15 protein-coding genes are annotated in these 17581 nt (G+C 74.4%); 9 read left to right on the top strand and 6 right to left on the bottom strand.

Going from position 1 to position 17581, the window contains the following annotated elements; genetic code table 11:
* Positions 1 to 12: 12 nt before the first annotated feature.
* From AB0C59_RS28310 to AB0C59_RS28300, 3 genes are all read right to left on the bottom strand, one after another.
* Positions 13 to 690, bottom strand: coding sequence for a DUF6445 family protein (locus tag AB0C59_RS28310; protein WP_363009489.1), 678 nt, complete (start codon positions 688 to 690; stop codon positions 13 to 15).
* An 89-nt stretch (positions 691 to 779) separates the two neighbouring features.
* Positions 780 to 1955, bottom strand: a complete 1176-nt coding sequence (locus AB0C59_RS28305) for a serine/threonine-protein kinase (protein WP_363009487.1) — start codon at positions 1953 to 1955, stop codon at positions 780 to 782.
* A gap of 156 nt (positions 1956 to 2111) precedes the next feature.
* Positions 2112 to 3110, bottom strand: a complete 999-nt coding sequence (locus AB0C59_RS28300) for a hypothetical protein (RefSeq protein WP_363009485.1) — start codon at positions 3108 to 3110, stop codon at positions 2112 to 2114.
* A 253-nt stretch (positions 3111 to 3363) separates the two neighbouring features.
* On the opposite strand from AB0C59_RS28300, the gene AB0C59_RS28295 reads away from it, so the two are divergent.
* From AB0C59_RS28295 to AB0C59_RS28280, 4 genes are read left to right on the top strand one after another with little or no spacing between them, the layout of a single operon-like run.
* A complete protein-coding gene (locus AB0C59_RS28295; RefSeq protein WP_363009483.1) occupies positions 3364 to 5241 on the top strand; it encodes a DUF4012 domain-containing protein in 1878 nt (625 codons plus the stop codon).
* Between the two features lie 46 nt (positions 5242 to 5287).
* A complete protein-coding gene (gene asnB / locus AB0C59_RS28290) occupies positions 5288 to 7219 on the top strand; it encodes an asparagine synthase (glutamine-hydrolyzing) (RefSeq protein ID WP_363009481.1) in 1932 nt (643 codons plus the stop codon).
* A 40-nt stretch (positions 7220 to 7259) separates the two neighbouring features.
* Positions 7260 to 8648: an O-antigen ligase family protein gene (locus tag AB0C59_RS28285; protein WP_363009479.1), complete on the top strand. Its 1389-nt coding sequence runs from the start codon at positions 7260 to 7262 to the stop codon at positions 8646 to 8648.
* Entirely contained in the window at positions 8645 to 9475 is an 831-nt protein-coding gene (locus AB0C59_RS28280; protein ID WP_363009477.1) for a class I SAM-dependent methyltransferase, read from the top strand. Before AB0C59_RS28285 ends, AB0C59_RS28280 begins: the two co-directional genes overlap by 4 nt.
* 43 nt (positions 9476 to 9518) lie before the next feature.
* Here AB0C59_RS28280 and AB0C59_RS28275 read toward each other — a convergent pair whose 3' ends face one another.
* Both AB0C59_RS28275 and AB0C59_RS28270 read right to left on the bottom strand, forming a co-directional pair.
* Entirely contained in the window at positions 9519 to 10823 is a 1305-nt protein-coding gene (locus AB0C59_RS28275; RefSeq protein WP_363009475.1) for a lipopolysaccharide biosynthesis protein, read from the bottom strand.
* A gap of 90 nt (positions 10824 to 10913) precedes the next feature.
* The gene (locus AB0C59_RS28270; protein WP_363009473.1) at positions 10914 to 12017 is read right to left on the bottom strand and encodes a glycosyltransferase; all 1104 of its coding nucleotides are present in this window, start codon (positions 12015 to 12017) and stop codon (positions 10914 to 10916) included.
* A 238-nt stretch (positions 12018 to 12255) separates the two neighbouring features.
* Between AB0C59_RS28270 and AB0C59_RS28265 the strand changes: the two genes are divergently transcribed.
* Both AB0C59_RS28265 and AB0C59_RS28260 read left to right on the top strand, forming a co-directional pair.
* A complete protein-coding gene (locus tag AB0C59_RS28265; RefSeq protein WP_363009471.1) occupies positions 12256 to 12774 on the top strand; it encodes an acyltransferase in 519 nt (172 codons plus the stop codon).
* A 170-nt stretch (positions 12775 to 12944) separates the two neighbouring features.
* Entirely contained in the window at positions 12945 to 14318 is a 1374-nt protein-coding gene (locus AB0C59_RS28260; RefSeq protein WP_363009469.1) for a hypothetical protein, read from the top strand.
* 12 nt (positions 14319 to 14330) lie between these two features.
* Here AB0C59_RS28260 and mdlC read toward each other — a convergent pair whose 3' ends face one another.
* A complete protein-coding gene (gene mdlC / locus AB0C59_RS28255) occupies positions 14331 to 15902 on the bottom strand; it encodes a benzoylformate decarboxylase (protein WP_363009467.1) in 1572 nt (523 codons plus the stop codon).
* 223 nt (positions 15903 to 16125) lie between these two features.
* Between mdlC and AB0C59_RS28250 the strand changes: the two genes are divergently transcribed.
* The 3 genes from AB0C59_RS28250 to AB0C59_RS28240 all read left to right on the top strand — a co-directional run.
* A complete protein-coding gene (locus tag AB0C59_RS28250; RefSeq protein WP_363009465.1) occupies positions 16126 to 16632 on the top strand; it encodes a SigE family RNA polymerase sigma factor in 507 nt (168 codons plus the stop codon).
* Positions 16633 to 16643: 11 nt separating this feature from the next.
* Positions 16644 to 17066, top strand: coding sequence for a cellulase (locus tag AB0C59_RS28245; RefSeq protein ID WP_363009463.1), 423 nt, complete (start codon positions 16644 to 16646; stop codon positions 17064 to 17066).
* A 134-nt stretch (positions 17067 to 17200) separates the two neighbouring features.
* On the top strand, positions 17201 to 17581 hold a 381-nt coding region (locus AB0C59_RS28240), incomplete at its 3' end, for a glycosyltransferase (RefSeq protein WP_363009461.1).

Below are 17581 nucleotides of genomic sequence, written 5' to 3'. Positions count from 1 at the left end.
GGCCGTCAGGAGTCAGGCCATCCAGAAGAAGACGGCCGTCATGCGCCGGTCCTCCAGGTCGCTGCCGCAGTAGGCGGTGGCGGTGTGCATGATGTTCGCCTTGTAGAGGAGCAGCCGGTTGTAGCGCTGCGGAACCCGGACGTCCTCGGTGAACGCGTCCGGGGTCACATACCGGGTGCCGAGCGCCTCGACCAGGTTGTTGTGCGGGGCCTGCACCATGTTGCCGCCGAGGACACCGCCGGGCAGGCTCTGCCGGTAGAAGCTCGTACCGCAGTCCTTGGGGATGTTCGGGCTCAGGTAGAGCACCGCCGCGTAGCGGCACAGGGCGCGGGAGTCGGTGTGCGGACGGGGCTCGCCCTCGTCCTTGCCGACGACCTGGACGCAGTTGTGGTTGAGGGTGCCACCGCCGGGCGCGGTCTCCTGCCAGAGCTTCTGGGCGCCCGTCTCCTTGCGCACCAGCCTCTCGATCCTGCCGAGTTCGGCCGGTTCGAGGCCCGGCATGGCGCGCATCCCGGGCCAGCTCTCCTGCGTGTACGGATGCCCCTTGGTCCACTCGTCCTCGCCCCTGGCGAGGCAGCGGGCCCTGATCTCGTCGATGGTGGGAAGGACGTCGTCGAGGATCCAGTAGTCGCGGCCACGCGTGGGCTTGCGGTACGGGAGCACGGGAAGGCGCGCGGGCGGTGGGGGCATGCGCGTGAACATACAGTCGACCGCCACCAGCGATTTCCCTGCGAGCGGTCAACCTTCTCCCAAGCCGTGTAACGAGCAGGGAAGTTGGGTCAACGAAGGGTCATGCCCACGAGCACCGCGGCCACGAACAGCGCCGCCGCGGCGAGTCCCACCACGCGCGGCCCGCGCAGCAGGTCCGCGGCCGCGCTCCGCCGGCGCGGTGCCGCCCTGCGGCCGGCGGAGCGCGGGGCGGCGGGAGCGGAGGGAAGCTTGTACGTCGTCGCGGCGCCGGCCCCGGGCGCGGCGCCCGGGCCCCCGCGCGTGCCGAGGGCGGGCGCGATGCGGTCCGGGGTGCGGGCCGGGTGGGCCGCCAGGGCCGGGGTCCGGCCCGGGGCCGGAAGCGGTCTCGGCGTGTGCGCGCTCGGCACCGGGCTCGGGACCGGGAGCGGTTCGGGGCGTCCCCGCCAGGCGTCGGACCCGAACCAGTCGGCGACCTCGCGTGCCGTGGGCCGGTCCTCGGGCCGCTTGGCGAGCAGGCCGAGCAGGTAGTTCTCGAAGGCGGGCGGCAGGACGGCGCCCGACCGGCTCGGCGGCACGGGCGTGCTGTCGAGGTGGTGGTGGAGGATCTCGATGGGGGTGCGGCCGCTGAACGGCGGTCTGCCGGTCAGGAGTTGGTAGAGGACGCAGCCGAGCGAGTAGACGTCGCTGGCACCCTGGGCGGTCTTGCCCAGGGCGCGCTCGGGGGCGAGGTACAGGCTCGTCCCCACGATCTGCCCGGTCGCGGTCAGAGCGCCGGACGGGTCGTCCAGGAAGCGGGCTATGCCGAAGTCGCCTATCTTGACCGTGCCCTTGGCGTCGATCAGCAGGTTCCCCGGCTTGATGTCGCGGTGCACGATGCCCTGTTGGTGGGCGACGGCGAGCCCGGCCGCGGCCTGCGCGGCGATGGACGCGACCCGGTCCGCGCTCAGCGGTCCGCCGTCGGAGAGCGCCTGGGACAGGCTGTCGCCTTCCACCAGCTCCATCACGAGGAACAGCTTGCCCTCGTACTCCCCGAAGTCGTGCACACCGACCACATGGGGGTGGTGGAGCCGCCCGGCGGTCTGGGCCTCCAGGCGGAAGCGGGAGTCGGCGGTCGGGTCGGTGTTCTGGGCGAGCAGCACCTTGACGGCGACGGGACGGCCCAGCATCCGGTCGTACGCCCGCCAGACCTCCCCCATCGCGCCGCGCCCGATGGTGGATTCCAGCTGGTAGCGGCCCGCGATCAGCACCTGTTGCTTCACCCTCATGCCCAAAAGACGAGTGCCGTGCGACGACTGGCACGGTCACCCGAATTTGATCACGGTTTACCCGGGGGAGGGCCGCGGTGTGACAGACCTGTGAAGTGTGATGCCTCTCAGGGGTGTTGGGCCCGCCGGCGCCTCAGGGGCGCCGGGCGGCCGGGGTCAGCCCAGGCACACCACGAGCAGGCACAGCTGGGACGGGGACGTCGCCGCGGGTGCCGGGTTCGCGGGCGGGGTTCCCGGGTCCGTGCTGGCCGTGGGGGCGGGCGCGGTGCTCGGTGCCGACGCCGGGGCCGAGGAGGGCGCGGCCGTCGGGGCGGTCGACGGGCCGGTGTGCGCGGGCGAGCCGGCCAGGCCGTTCGAGGAGGTGCGGGTGGTCCGCGGCTGCGACGCCGTGGACCGGGAGGAGGACGAGGAGGACGTGAGCGCGCGGTCGGTCGCGCCGCCGTCCGGCTGGACCGCCGAGGGGGCGGCGGACCGGTGGCGGGGGTGGCCGTGCGAGGCCGGCGGCGCGGCCCGGTCGTGCCCCGAACGGGCCTTGCCGCCCTGGGGGGAGGACGGGTCCGGGTTCTCGGGTGTCGCGTAGTCGGTGCCGCCCATGCTCGCGATGTCCGGAGCGGGCGCGGCCTGGGCCCGCTCGCCGGAGCCCCGTTCCATGGCGGCGAAGGTCAGCCCGCCGCCGACGAGCGCGAACGCGGTCGCGACCACGGCCCGGCGCCGGCTCTTCTGCCAGCGGGCCCGCTGGCGCCGCCGCGCCGCTCGCCCCTGCGGCGAGCCGGCGGTCCGCCCGGCCGGTTCCCCGCCTCGCGGTTCGTCCTCGTGCCGAAGGTCCCGGCCGTCCTGGTCCTCCGCGTCGACCCAGGCCGCCGTCTGCGTGGGAGCCGTCCCCGCGTGCACCTCCCAGGCCATCGCGGCGCCCACCGCCGTACCCGCCGGCGTCGTCGGGGCGACGGGACCCGGGAAACCGGCGCCTGGGGAGGCGGCGGTGCCCCGGGCGGCGGCGGTGCCCCGGGCGGCGGCGGTGCCGGGGAAGGCGGCGGGGCCCGGGACGGTGGTGGGACCGCTGAGGGTGATGGGGGCTATGTCCGGCGCGTAGGCGCCGCACCCCGGACACACCAGGGCGCCGTTGAGATGTCGGCGACACGAGGAGCAGTAGTCCATGGAGGTGTTCCTGGTCTTCCTGAGGCGTTCGCACGGGGGTCGAGCGGCCTGCCACGCTAACGGCGGGTTCCTGAGACCGTGTGCAGTCCCTGTGATGCTCCTGCGCGGGTTCCCGGCGGGAATCGGCAGGGGCCGAACGAGTGCCGTGGCTGCGCCGTCCGAGGCGCGGCCGGGCGAGCCGGGTTTGTTCATAATCGTCCGTACTTATTGGATTCCCTCCGTGGTCAGTGCCCCCAGGAGGAAGCCGAACCCCATGCCGTGGACCACCCGTACGCCGCCCGGACGCCCCACCCTGTCCGCCCTGCGCGGCCTGCTGCGCCGCCGTCCGCGGCAGCCGCGGCCGCTGGTGTGGGCGCTGGCGAGCCTCCTCGTCACCGCGCTCGGCTGGCTCGTCGTGACGGGCCTGTGGGCCCGCAGCGAGCTCATGGCCGCCAAGGACGACCTCACGGCCCTGCGCGGCGCGCTGACGACGTCCCCCGTTCCGGCGCAGCCGGCCGCGGCGGACGGGCTCGCCGGCAGCCGCGGGGCGCTCGCCGACGGGGCGGCCCGCTCCGCGGCGGCGCACGCCGCGCGCGCCCACCGGCTCACCTCGGGCCCCGTCTGGTGGACGGCGGCGCGGCTGCCCGGCGCGGGCGACCTCTTCACGACCGTGCGCGGCGCGGCCGGGGTGCTCGACCGGCTCACCGGTCAGGCGCTGCCGCCCGTGGTGCGCACCGTCGCCCGCCTCACCTCCGCCGCGCACGGCAGCCACCTCGACGTCTCCGAACTGAGCGGATCGGCCCCGGACCTCGACAGCGCCGCACGGCAGATGCGCCTGGCCAGGACGGAGGCGGACCGGCTGCCGCGGCACACGTGGCTGGCGTCCGTGGACCGGGTCCGGGACCGACTGGTCACCGGTGTGGACCGGCTGCAGCCGGCGATGGAGAACGCGGCGGTCGGGGCGCGCCTGCTGCCGCCGATGCTGGGCGGGAGCGGCGCCCGGCGCTACCTCGTCGTGTTCCAGAACTCGGCGGAGTCACGCGGCACCGGCGGGATGCCGGGCGCCTACGCCGTGCTCACCGCCGACCGGGGCGCGCTGGGGCTGAAGGAGTTCGGCCGGGACACGGACATGCAGACGGTGCGCCCCAAGGTGAACCTCGGCGCCGAGTTCACGGCGATGTACGAGCGCAGCGACCCGGTGAACACCTGGCCCAACTCCAACATGAGCCCGCACTTCCCCTACGCGGCGCGCATCTGGTCCGCCGCGTGGCTCGCGCGCAGCAGACGGCCCGTCGACGGCGTCGTGTCCCTGGACCCGGGCGTGCTGTCCACGCTGCTGGCCGCCGCGGGCCCGGCCCGCACGGCTGACGGCACCCTCGTCAGCGCGGCGGACGTCGTGGACCTGACCGAGCGCACCGCCTACGCGAAGTACCAGGACCCCGTGCGACGCAAGGCGTTCCTGCTGGACGTGGCCCGTGCCGCCGCCGGCCGGCTGCTGACCGCCGCCGAGGACTCCCGGCGCCGGCCCGCGCTGCTCGTCGAGCTGTACAAGGTGCTGCGCGACGGGCGGATGTCCGTGTGGAGCGCCCACGCGCCGGAGGAACGGCAACTGGCCGCCCGCCCGGTCGGCGGCTCCGTGCCCGAGGGCCCGGCGCCGTACGCGGGACTGGTGGTCAACAACGCGGCCGGCACCAAACTCGACTACTACCTCGACCGCAGCTTGGACTGGTCCGCGGGCCGCTGCACCCCGGACGGCCGGGAGATCACCGTCAGGGCGGTCCTGACCAACCGCGCCCCGGCCCGGGGCCTGCCCGCCTATGTCACCGACCGGCTGGACCAGCCCGGCTACGCGACCCGCGCCGGGGACAACCGGCTGCTGGTCTCCTACTACGCCACCGAGGGGGCGGGCCTGGTCGGTGCGACGCTCGACGGCAAGGAGGTGTCCGCCTCGCCGGGCACCGAGCGGGGGCACCCGGTGTACACCCTCGACGTCGAGGTGCCCGCGGGCCGCAGCCGCACCCTGGCCCTGAAACTGCTGGAACCGCCCTCCAGCCGGCCGCCCACCGTGCTGCGCCAGCAGCTGTCCCGCCCGCTGCGGGCCACGGTGCACACCGCGGGGGCCTGCCCGGGAAGCACGGGCGGCCGTACATGACCTCACTGATCTTCCTCAACTTCCGCACCACACCCAGGGAGGGCCGATGTGCGGCGTAGCGGGCATGGTGTCGACCTCGTCACCGGATCCGACGGCCGTCAGGCGGATGTGCGACGTCATCGCCCACCGGGGCCCGGACGGCGCGGGGTTCCACACCGGCGCCCATGTGGCGCTCGGCATGCGGCGGTTGGCCGTCATCGACGTCGACGGATCCGACCAGCCGGTCTACAACGAGGACCGTCGGGTGGTCGCGGTCTTCAACGGCGAGATCTACAACTACGCGGAGCTGCGCGAGGAGTTGCGCGGACGCGGCCACCGCTTCCGCACCGACGGCGACGGCGAGTGCCTCGTCCACCTCTACGAGGAGTACGGCGAGGACCTCGTCCGCCGGCTGCGGGGCATGTTCGCGTTCGCCCTGTGGGACGCCGCCGAGGAACGCCTGCTGCTGGCCCGCGACCGGGTCGGCAAGAAGCCCCTGTACTACCGGGACGCCGACGGCGCCCTCACCTTCGCCTCCGAGCTCAAGGCGCTCGCCGCCGTCGCCCCGGACCGCGGCGAGGTCGACCTGGAGGCGCTCCACCACTACCTGACCTACCAGTACGTGCCCGCCCCCTGGTCCATCCTGAGCGGGGTGCGCAAAGTGCCGCCCGGCTCCCTGCTCACCTGGCGGGGCGGCCGGACCCGGGTGCGTCGCTACTGGACGCTGGACTCCACCCCGGCCCCGGCCCCCCTGGGCGAGGAGGACGCGGCGCGCCGGACCCGCGAACTGCTGCTGGAGGCAACGCGGGTCCGCATGGTCTCGGATCGGCCGCTCGGCGCCTTCCTGTCCGGCGGCATCGACTCCTCCGCCGTCGTGGCGGCCATGGCCCGGATCTCCCCGCAGCCCGTGAAGACCTTCTGCGTCGGCTTCGAGGACGCCGCGTTCGACGAGCGGACCCACGCGCGGGCCGTCGCGCGGCGGTACGGCACCGACCACCACGAGTTCGTCGTGGGACCGTCCGCGCTGGACGTCCTGCCCACCCTGGCCTGGTACTTCGACGAGCCGTTCGCCGACTCGTCCGCGATCCCCTCGTTCTACGTCGCCCAGCTGAGCCGCCGGCATGTCACCGTGGCCCTCAACGGCGACGGCGGCGACGAGTCGTTCGGCGGCTACACGCGCTACGCCCGCATGGCCCGCATGGAACCCTTCCAGGTCCCCCCGGCCGTCCGCGGGCCCTTCGCCCACCTGGGCCGGTCCCTGGGCGCCACGGCTCCGGCCGGCTCGACGCGGCGCCGGGCGGCGCTCGCCCTGACCATGCTCGGGGAGAGCTCGCAGCGCCGCTACGCCCGGATGATGGCCTACTTCACCCCCGACCAGAAGCAGCACCTCTACACGCCGGCCCTGCGCGAGCGGACCGCCGGGGTCGACAGCTACGCGCTGCTGGACGAGGCGTTCCGCGCGGCCCGGGCCGACAGCAGGATCAACCAGCTGATGGACGTGGACGTCAACACCTATCTCCCCGGCGACCTGCTGGTGAAGGTGGACATCAGCACCATGGCGCACTCCCTGGAGGCCCGTTCGCCGTTCCTGGACCACCACCTGATGGAGTGGGCGGCCGGGCTGCCCGCCGGCCTCAAGGTGCGCCGGGGCACCACCAAGTACCTGCTGAAGAGGGCCCTGCGGGACTGGCTTCCGCACGACGTCCTGTACCGGCCCAAGCAGGGGTTCGGCGTGCCGCTGGCCCGCTGGCTGCGCACGGATCTGCGGGACGTGGCCTGGGACGTGCTCACCGACCGCACGGCGCGCGAGCGCGGCCTGTTCCGGCCGGAGGCGGTGCGGGGCCTGCTGCGGGAGCACGAGGCGGGGGAGAACCACGCGCGGCGCATCTGGGCGCTGATGCAGTTCGAGCTGTGGCACCGCCGGTTCGTCGACCGGCACGACGGACCGCTCTCGCCGCCGCCCGCGGTGGCCGGGCCGCCGTCACGGCACCGGAGCTGACCGGAGACCAGCCCGCCGACGACGCCGTGGAGGACGCGTTGTGCTGACCGGTAGGACCAACATCAGATCCCTGGGCGCCGCCACGGCCGGCAAGGCGGCGCTGCTGGCCGCGGGGCCGGTGGCCGTGCACCTGGCCCTGTTCCACGGCGTGGCGACCGCCGCCGCGGTGGCGGCGGCCGGTTTCGCGTGGCTGGCGTGGGCGCGGCCCGAGGCGGCGCTGCTGGCCGTGCTCGGGCTGGTCCCGGCCCTCGCCGCGCTCGGCCACGGGGCTGGGCCGCTGCCCGCGGCGGCCCTCGGCGCGGTGGCGCTGCTGCTGCCGCGGGCCGTGCTCGGCGCGCCCCGGGCCCGCCTCGACCTCCTGCTGATCCTGCTCACCGCCGTGGCCCTCACGCTGAGCTGGCTGCTGCCCGCCGTGCCGCTGCACGTCGAGCACACCTGGAAGTCGTACGGCCTGCTGCTGGTGGGGCTCGGCCTGCTCGCGGCGGCCGTCCTCACGCCCCCCGACCCCCGCCGCGTCGCGCGGACGGTGGCCGGTTCGGGCGCGCTGCTCGCGGCGCTCCTCCTGCTCCGGGGCGCGTACGCCGACGGCCGGCTGACCGGCCTCGGACTGAATCCGAACTACGTGGGCGCCGCCCTCGCGCTCCCCCTCGTCGCCGCCGCCGGACTGATCCGGACCAGCCGCTCCTGGCTGTGGGTCCCGCCGGGCGCCCTCTGCGCGTGCGCGCTCGTGGAGACCCGGTCCCGGGGCGCCTTCGTGATGGCCGCGGCGGGGCTGGCCTGCGTCCTGTTCCTCGGCCGGCCGCTGCGGCACAAGGCGCTGATCGTGCTGGCGCTGCTCACCGCCGCGGCGCTGCTCCCGGGCACGCTGGACTCGGTGGAGGACGACCTGACGGGCAGCCGGTCGCGGACCGAGCTGACCTCCAACACCGCGGTGCGCGAGAAGGCGGCCCTGCTGGCCGTGCGGGTGGCCGTGGACCATCCGCTGCGCGGCATCGGGTACGCGCTGTTCCCCGAGTACGCCCGCAACTCGCCCGGCCTCGGCGTCTACATGAACACCCACAACGACTACCTGCGGCTGGCGGCCGAGGCCGGGCCCGTGACCCTGGTCCTGCTGCTGGCCCTGCTGTGGCTCGGCCTCGCCCGCCGGTACCCGCCGGACCACGCCGTCCTCCAGGCGGTGTGCGTGGCCTACGCGGCCGGCCTGCTCTTCGCCAACGCCCTCACGGACCTGGTCATCTCCACCCCCTTCTGGATCTGCCTGGGCTGCCTGCTGGCCCGGGCGGGGCGGCGCGGGGCACTCCCGCACCGGCAGGGCCCAGAGCCCCCACGCCAGGAGACGCCGCCGCACCCGCACCGGCGGAGCCCGCCGCTCTCGACGCCTCCCCTCCTGACCCGTACGCCCGTCCACGACGTAAGGAAAGCCGAATGATCGACTGCCAGACCGAGATCAGCGAGGGCCGGCGCTTCGCCTTCGGCCAGAACTGGCTCCGCTTCGGGACCCTGATCGACGAGGAGCGCATCGCCGGCGCCCGCAGATCACTGGAGACGGCCCTCGGCACCACGGATCTGACCGGGCGTTCCTTCCTGGACATCGGCTGCGGCAGCGGGCTCTTCTCCCTGGCCGCCGTGCGCATGGGGGCCCGCGTACGGTCCTTCGACTACGACCCCGACTCGGTACGGGCGGCCGGCCGGCTGCGCCAGGAGTTCGCCCCGGACAGCGACTGGACCGTCCAGCGCGCGTCGATCCTCGACACGGAGTTCGTCCAGGGCCTGGACCGGGCCGACGTCGTCTACTCGTGGGGCGTGCTGCACCACACCGGCGACCTCTGGGCCGCCATGGAGGCCGCCCAGGGACTCGTCGCCCCGGGCGGCACCCTGTACGTGTCGATCTACAACGACCAGGGCCTGGAGTCCCGCATGTGGACGGCCGTCAAACGGCGTTACAACGAGTACGGCGCACTGGGGCGCCAACTGCTGCTCACCGGCAGCATGCTCTATCTCGGCAGGCACTACCCGCTGCGGGCCGCACGGCAGTTCGCGGACCGCGTCCAGGGCACCGGGAGCAGGTCGGTGCCCCGGCCCCGGGGCATGTCGCGCAAGCACGACCTCGTGGACTGGGTGGGCGGCTACCCCTTCCAGGTCGCCGCGCCCGAGGAGGTCTTCGCCTTCTGCCGCGAGCGCGGCTTCACCCTGCACCACCTGAAGACCTGCAAGGGCGGCATCGGCTGCAACGAGTTCGTGTTCGCCCGCGCCTGAGCACCGGGCGCCGCCCCCGCCGGGACGCCCGGCGGGGGCGGCGTCAGGACGTGCCCCCGGCGCGCAGCGCCCTGGTCCGGTGCCGCACCTCCGTGGCGAGGCGCGACCTCTCGGCGCCGGTCGGCAGCAGACACGTCCAGCGCAGCCCGCTCGTCCGGGTGAAGTAGCGCACCTGGAACGCCACCAGCGTCCCGTACGCCACCGTGGAGGCGACGGCGCAGCCCGCCGCACCCCACACCGGGATCATCGCCACGTTCAGGGCCGTGTTCACGGCCAGGGCGGTCAGCGAGGGGACGACGACCAGGCGCGAGGACCCCTGGCGCAGCAGGAAGGTGGACAGCGGCCGGGCGGTCGACAGCAGCAGGACGCCGGGGACCAGCAGGGCGACCAGGCCGGCCGCGGACGCGTACGCGTGGCCGTACAGCGGGGTGACCGCCACCGACGCCACAGCCACCGTCGTCACCGCGGAGGTGACGCCCAGCAGCACGGTGAACCGCACGAGCCGCGCTGTGACCTGTGCCGACGCGCTGCCCTCGCCGTCGAACTGGAGGGAGAGGGTGACCTGCGCGAACACGTCCACGGCCAGCCGGCTGAGCTCCGCCAGGGTCACCGCGAGGGTGTAGACACCGACGTCGCGCGGCCCGGCCAGGGCGTTGAGCAGGAAGACGTCCGAGCGCACCAGCAGATACGCGGCGGCCGAACCGGTGTGGAACCGCAGCCCCTTGGCGCAGGTCGCCGCGGCCAGCCGCACGTCGGGCCGCCCGGTCGTCACCCCGCCCGCGCCGACGAGCACGGCCAGGGACACCGCGAACGAGCCGGACCACACGGCCACCACCGTCCACACGGTGAGCAGCCCGGTCAGCCCGAGGCCGATCAGGCACAGGCACTGGACGACCGCGCTCACGACCATCGCCCAGCCCGCGACGCGCGTACGGTCGCGCAGCAGGGTGATGTTGGTCCCGTACAGCACGGCCATCCCCAGCGGCACGCCCGCACAGGCCGTCACCAGGAGCGCCGTGTCGGGAAGGTGGCCGCGCCCCTGGAACAGGGCGCTCAGCCCGAGCGCGCCCGCGCCCGCGACGGATCCGACACACAGCCCGAGCGGCACGGCCCCGCGATCGAGCCGGGACCGGTGCCCCCTGCGCGCCCACAGGGCCGTCTGGGCCTGTTCGACGGACAGATGGCCCAGTGACAGGGCGGCCGTGGCGACGCTGACGGCCATGTAGTACGTTCCCCGGCTCTGCGGGGGCAGCGCCCGGGCCACCACCACACTGGCGAGCATGCCCATGATGAGGGTGCCCGAGCGGGCCACCATCATCCAGACGAACTGCGGTCTGCGCCCAGCCACCGTCTCGCGCGTCCTCCCGTCGCCCCGTCGCCCCGTCGCCCCGTCGCCCCGTCGCGCCCCGCCGCCCCGGCGTGATCCGGGCCGGCGGCCCTACCTCCTGCCCCGCTCCGCCAACAGCCTTCGGTAGAGGGCGAGATACCGGTCCACCATGACGTCGGCCGTGAGGTTGGCCAGGGCCCACGCGCGCGCCGAGCGCCCCAGCGCGGCGGCGGCGTCCGGGTCGCCGAGCACCCGCCCGAGCGCCTCGGCCAGGGCCGCCGGGTCCGCGGGGGGCACGAGGACACCGCGGTCCCCGAGCAGCTCCGGGGTGCCGCCCACCGCCGTGGCCACCACCGGGCGGCCCGCCGCCATGGCCTCCGCGACCGCGTTGCTCGACCCCTCGGACAGGGACGGCAGGACCACCGCGTCGGCCCGGGCCAGATAGCCGGAGACATCGGTACGGGCGCCGAGGAAGCGGACGTCGAGGTCGAGCCGCCGGGCCGTCCGCCGCAGCTCGGCCCCTTCGGGACCCTCCCCGATCAGGACGAGGGTGCACGGCGTCCCGGCCTGCCGCAGTGCCGCGCAGGCATCCAGGAGGTGCCGGTGCCCCTTGTGCGCCGCGAGGTTGGCGACGCACAGCACCACGGGCAGCGCGGTGTCGACGGCGGCGGGTTCGGCGATCCGGAACTCCTCGGGCCGCATCCCGTTGGGGATGACGGAGATCTTGGCCGCCGGGACCCGTTCCTCGCGGCGCACCTCGTCCGCGATCGCGGCGGCGTTGGCGACCAGGAAGTCCGTCCACCGGGTGGCGATCCGCTCCACCGCGAGGGCCAGGGTGTTGCCCGCCTTGTAGAAACCGAGGCTGCGGCGCCCGGCGAGGAGCACCGGCACCCGCGCGAGCCGGGCGGCGGGGGCGGCCAGCACGTACGAGTGGAACAGGAACGCCTGGAGCACCTGCGGCCGCTCCGCGCGCAGAAAGGCCACCAGGCGCCCGAACGCCCGGAGGTTGGCGCGGCTGGACCACCACGCGCCCTTCCCCGTCCGGCGGGTGAAGCCCAGCTCCACGAGGCGGACGCCGGAGCCCTCCAGTTCCTTCTCCCGCGCCCCCTTTTCGAACATGACCAGCAGATGGGTGCGGACACCGCGGTCGCTCAGCCCCCGGGCGAGCAGGACGAGCTGCTTCTCCGCGCCGCCGAGACCGAGCTGACCGATCAACAGGCAGACCCGGGAAGGGAAAAGGCCGGGATGTGGTCCTCGGGAGTCCGCCGCCGCGGACGCCGCTGATTCCTCTGTCAATGACATTCCGCACAACCCATTTTTTTGCAGCGATTCACGGATGGAGTGGCATAGCATATGCGCGCATTGCGCACTGCCGCGGTTCCTGCGGCCGTGCGTCCGGGTGTCAGGGCGTGTCAGGAGAGGGAGGTGGCGAAAAGTGGGCAAGGGAATCTCCGTGAATCACCGAATGTCCCGCCTCGCTGTTCGCTGTTTCTACAAGCTGGTCGCGAAGCGTCTGCACTACCGCGTGCCGGGTGCCCGTGAACTGCGGGGCTGGTGCGCCCGGCGGATCTGTGAGGACGTACGGCTGCCGGTCACGATCAACCCCCAGGTGGACCTGCCGCCGTCCCTGCGGATGGAGCGGCACGCCGGGATCGGGCAGGGCACGCAGTTCCTGGGCCTGGGCCGGGTGACGCTGGGGGCGCATCTGACGATGGGCCCGCGCTGCCTCTTCATCACCGGGGACCACCCCATTCCCAAGGCGGGCGGCCACTTCCGCGACCACGCCCCGGTCCACGCGGACATCGTCGTGGAGGAGGACGTGTTCCTCGGGGCCCGCGTGACCGTGCTCCCCGGGGTGACCATCGGCCGCGGCGCCGCCGTCGGCGCCGGGAGCGTCGTGACGAAGGACGTCGCCGCGGAGACCGTCGTGGCGGGCAATCCGGCCCGGGTGATCCGCGCCCGCGCGAAGTGACCCCGTTGGGGTGTAATACAAGCTCGTATAAAGATCATGCGTAGGAAACGGCATGCCGCGCCTCTAGGGTGATGTGCGAACGCACTCGACGCACTCGCCGATCGGGGACAGCCGTGGTATTCCGTGACCGTCTGAGATTCCTCTTCCGTCAATGGCGTGTCATCGCTCTGGTGGCCGTTCTGGGGACGGTGTCGGGATTTCTGGACAGCGTTCTCGCCCCCGGTGTTTACCGTTCGGCGGTCACCCTGTTCGTCTCCGTGCGCGGCGGCGGCGACGCGTACCACCTCGCCCAGTCGAGCGCGTTCACCCGGGACCGGGTGCGCTCCTACGCCGCCGCCGCGACGGGCCCTCAGGTGACCGGCCCGGTGGTCGAGGCGCTGCGGCTGCCCATGACCGGGGAGCAACTCGCCCGGCGGATCACGGCCGAGGCCCCCGACGGCACGGTGCTGGTCCGGCTGACGGTGACCGACAGCCAGGCGGCCCGGGCGGCGCTGATCGGCAACGCGCTCGCCGAGCGGTTCGCCCGGGTGGTCGCGCGCATGGAGCGCAGCGGCGGCTTCGCCGACTCCCCGGTGCGGCTCACGGTCCTGCAGCCCGCGACGGTCCCCTCCGCGCCCGTGTCACCGGACCTCGCGGTGAACACCGCCCTCGCGCTGGCGGTGAGCCTGCTCGTCGGCGCGGCACTGGCCCTGGTGCGGGAGCGGCTGCGGTCACCGCTGCGCGACACCGAGGCCCTCGCCACCTGCCTGGCGGCGTCCGGCGGTCCCGCCGTGCTGGCGGGGATCGCTTCGGGCCCGGGCGCGGGCCGTCGTCCGGCCGGCCCGGACGGCGACCCGCACGGTCCGCGCGCGGACGGCTTTCGCCGACTGCGGGTCAACCTGCGGTTCGTGACGGGGCCGGCGGCCGCGCACGGGCCGGGGAACGGCGCGGGTGCCACGGCGGCCCGGCGGCCGAGGGTCATCGCCGTCACCAGCCCCCTGCCCCGCGAGGGCCGCAGCGGTGTGGCCCTCGGCCTGGCGGCCGCGCTGGCCGAGGAGGGCGCCCGGGTGTGCCTGGTCGACGGCGACCTGCGCCGCCCCTCCCTCGCCCGGACACTCGGCCTGGCCGGGGAGGCCGGCCTCACCGACGCCCTGCTGGGGGGCGGCGCACCGCGTGAACTGCCGCGCCCCACCGGCTCGTTCGCCGTGCTCACCAGCGGTGCCCTTCCCCCCGATCCGGCGCGGCTCCTCGGCGGCGCCGGACTCCGGTCCCTGCTGCGTGAACTCGCCGAGGAGTTCGAGCACGTCATCGTGGACACCTCGCCCGTGCTTCCCTACGCCGACACCGCGGCCCTGGCGGGAGCCGTCGACGGCTGCCTCCTCGTGGCCCGCGCCGGGCACACCGGGGAAGGCCGGCTCACCGAGGCGCTGGCCGTCCTCGGCCGCATGGACGTGCCCGTCCTCGGCGCGGTCCTGAACGGGGTCCCGACCCGCCATGTGCCGTACGGGCACCAGCGGGGCCGGGCCGCCCGGCGCGCGCCGCTGAGCCCGGCCCGGGCCTGGTGACCGGGCACGCCGTCAGCGCTGGCGGACCTCGATCAGCCGGGGTGCCTCGGCGGTCATGCCCTCGCGTACCGCTTCCGTGAGGTCGTCCAGGGTCTCCGCGCGGTGCGCCCGCATGCCGTAGCCCCGGGCCAGGTGCAGCACGTCGATGCCCGGGATGTCGAGATAGCCGCCCTCGGGGACGTGCAGCACCTCGGAGAACTCCTGGAGGGCGTGGTACTTGGTGTTCACGCAGACCACGAAGGTCACCGGCACCCGGTGGCGGACGGCGCTCCACAGGGCGGCCGGGGTGTACTGCATCGCGCCGTCCCCGATCAGCGCGACGACGGGCCGCTCGGGGCAGCCCAGGCGCAGTCCGACGGCGGCGGGCAGACCCCAGCCGAGGCCTCCGGCGGCGGGGTAGTACAGCGAACGGGGCCGGGTGAGCGTGAGACGGTCGCGCAGCATGTCCACCGACGTCCACTCCAGCGCGATCACGGCGTCGTCGCTCTTGCCCCGGTCGATCGCGTCGAGGATCGCCTCCGCGCTGAACGCGGGCCCGCCGGTGTCCGCCTCGGGAAGGACGCGCGGCGTGGGCCGGGGGCGGCTGGTGTGGGGGACCGCCTTGGCGACGCGGACGAGCGCGTCGGACGGATCCGCGACGACGATGCGTCCGAACGGGGCGCGGGCGGCCTCGTCCGGATCGTCGGTCACCCCGTACAGGGCCACCCCGGGCGGCAGGAAGTCGGCGGAGCTGGGCGCGTGGTAGCGGAAGACGGGAGCGCCGAAGACCATCACGACGTCGTGTCCGGCGAGGGCCTCGCCGACCGCCCCCGCGGCGGAGGGGAGCTGGCCCCGGTAGCAGGGATGGCGGGTGGGGAAGGGCGCGCGCGGGGCGCTCGGCGCGAGCCAGACGGGCAGGTGGGCGTGCTCCGCCAGGGTGACGGCGGCCCGGTGCCCGGCCTCGGTGTCCGTGCCCGGGCCGAGGACGAGGGCCGGTGCGGCGGCGTGCTCCAACGCGTCGACCATCACGTCCAGCGCGTGCTGCGGCGCCACGGGTGCCGCCTCGGTCCTGCGGCCCAGGAGGTGGGCGAGGGCGGCCTCGTCGGCGGGCTCGTCCCAGTCGTCCAGCGGGACGGACAGGTACACGACGCCGGCGGGTGCGGCGGAGGCCAGCATCAGGCCCTTGGACAGCAGCGCGGGCCCGTCCTCGGGGCGCAGCGGTTCGCCGGACCACTTCACCAGCGGGTCGCACAGTCTGACCGGGTCGACGTTGGTGAGCATGGCCTGGACGGGCACGTAGCGGCGCGCCTGCTGGCCCGCCATGACGACCATCGGGGTGTGGCCGCTCGCCGCGTTGGTCATGCAGCCCATCGCGTTCCCGGTCCCGGACGCGGCGTGCAGGTTCACGAACCCGGTGCTCCCGGACGCCTGCGCGTAGCCGTCCGCCATGGCGATGGCGGCCCCCTCCTGGAGGGCCATGTAGTAGGGGATGTCCTTCGGCAGCCCGGTCAGGAACGGCAGCTCGTTGGACCCCGGGTTCCCGAAGACGGCGGTGACGCGGTGGTGGCGCAGGACGCGGTAGAAAGCCTCACTGACAGTGACCATGAGCTGCTGAGCCCCTCACGAGAGCCGTCGTGCCGTGCTCACGACCGTAGGAGCATCACCAGGGGGCGGCAACCGCTCCAGGGCCCCGCGACCGACGGTGCGACCGGCGCGGGTCCGCCGCCCGCGACGGCGTGACCCGGATCACGTGCCGAGGGTGCAGCGTGGGCCGGCTCCCGACGCCTTGTACAGGGTGGAGGCAATCGGCGAGAACAGGGGCGGGTGGATGGAGCAGGGGCGCGCCCGTGAGTTCGACGCGTTCGTGGCCGCTCGCTGGTCGGCGCTCCTCCATCTGGCGCGTCTGCTGGTCGGGGGCGATCGGCATCAGGCCGAGGACCTGGTGCAGGAGTCCCTGGTCAAGCTCTGGTTCGTCTGGCCGAAGGTCGCGGACGAGGCGCCCGAGCCGTACGTCCGCACGGTGATGGTGCGCGCGGCGGCACGCTCCCGGCAGCGGCGCTGGTGGGGGGAGCGACCCGTCGAGCAGCTGCCCGAGAGGGCGGCGGCCGGCGACGTGTCCGCGGACGTGGCGGAACGCTCCCGGTTGGAGGCCGCGCTGACCCTGCTGTCGCCGAAGCAGCGGGTGGCGGTGGTGCTGCGCTACTACCAGGACCTGCCCGAGGGGCAGGTGGCCCAGGCGCTCGGGTGCCCGGTGGGCACGGCCCGGTCCCATGCGGCACGCGGGGTGGCGCGGCTGCGGCGGCTCCTGGCCGGGACGAACGAGCCGGTGCGGTGAAGGAGAGCCCCATGGACCACTTCGAGCGGCAGCTGGCCCGGATGATGCGTGACACCGACGCGGTTCCCGCGCCGTTCGAGCCGAGGCACCGGGAGCGGCTGCGGACGCGGGTGCGCGTCCGCCGCCGCACACGGGCCGCGCGCAGGGCCGTCGGCTCCGCCCTGGCCGTCACCGGACTCGGCGTGGGGCTGCTCCTGCTGCACGGCCAGCCGACCCGGGTCGAGCCCGGCGGGCCGAGCCCTCGGCCCGCCACCAGCCCGTCGCTCTCGACCCCGCCCACGACCGGCGACTCCCCGACGACCGGTGACTCCCCGACGGCCACCGAGCGCCCGTCGGGGGGCCCGTCCAGCAGTGCCACCGCGACCCCGCCGGGAAATGACGCGGGCCCGCCGCCCCCGCCCTCGGACACCGTGACCGCGACCCCGCCTCCGTAACGCTCTTCACATCTCGCATCCCGCCCCGCAACCCTCGTCGACCGGTCACACTCTTCTTTCGCGTAACGCCCGAGCACATCCCCGCCCCGAGCGTCTTCGGCCTGCGCACGTAAGGCCACAAACAAGGACAGAACATGAGAAACCAAGAGTCTCTTGAACTGAAGGACCTGAGCGGACTCCCCCGCCGGGCACCGGTGGCGACGCACCACCCGAAGCCGGTCCTTGACGTGGTCGTCCCCGTGTTCAACGAGGAGACGGACCTGGAGCCGAGCGTGCGCAGGCTCCACGCACATCTCAGCGAGACCTTCCCCTACCCGTTCCGCATCACCGTCGCGGACAACGCCAGCACGGACTCCACGCCCGACATAGCCGCCCGGCTGGCGGACGAGCTGCCCGGCACGACCTGGGTCAGGCTGCCGGAGAAGGGGCGGGGGCGGGCGTTGGGGGTGGTGTGGTCGGCGTCGGATGCTCCGGTGTTGGCGTATATGGATGTGGATCTGTCGACGGATCTGAAT

Source organism: Streptomyces sp. NPDC048664, assembly GCF_040650555.1.
In the GTDB taxonomy this organism is placed as follows: domain Bacteria; phylum Actinomycetota; class Actinomycetes; order Streptomycetales; family Streptomycetaceae; genus Streptomyces.
The sequence above is the reverse complement of the archived record's forward strand: the minus strand, read 5'-3'. Positions and strand labels throughout refer to the sequence as shown.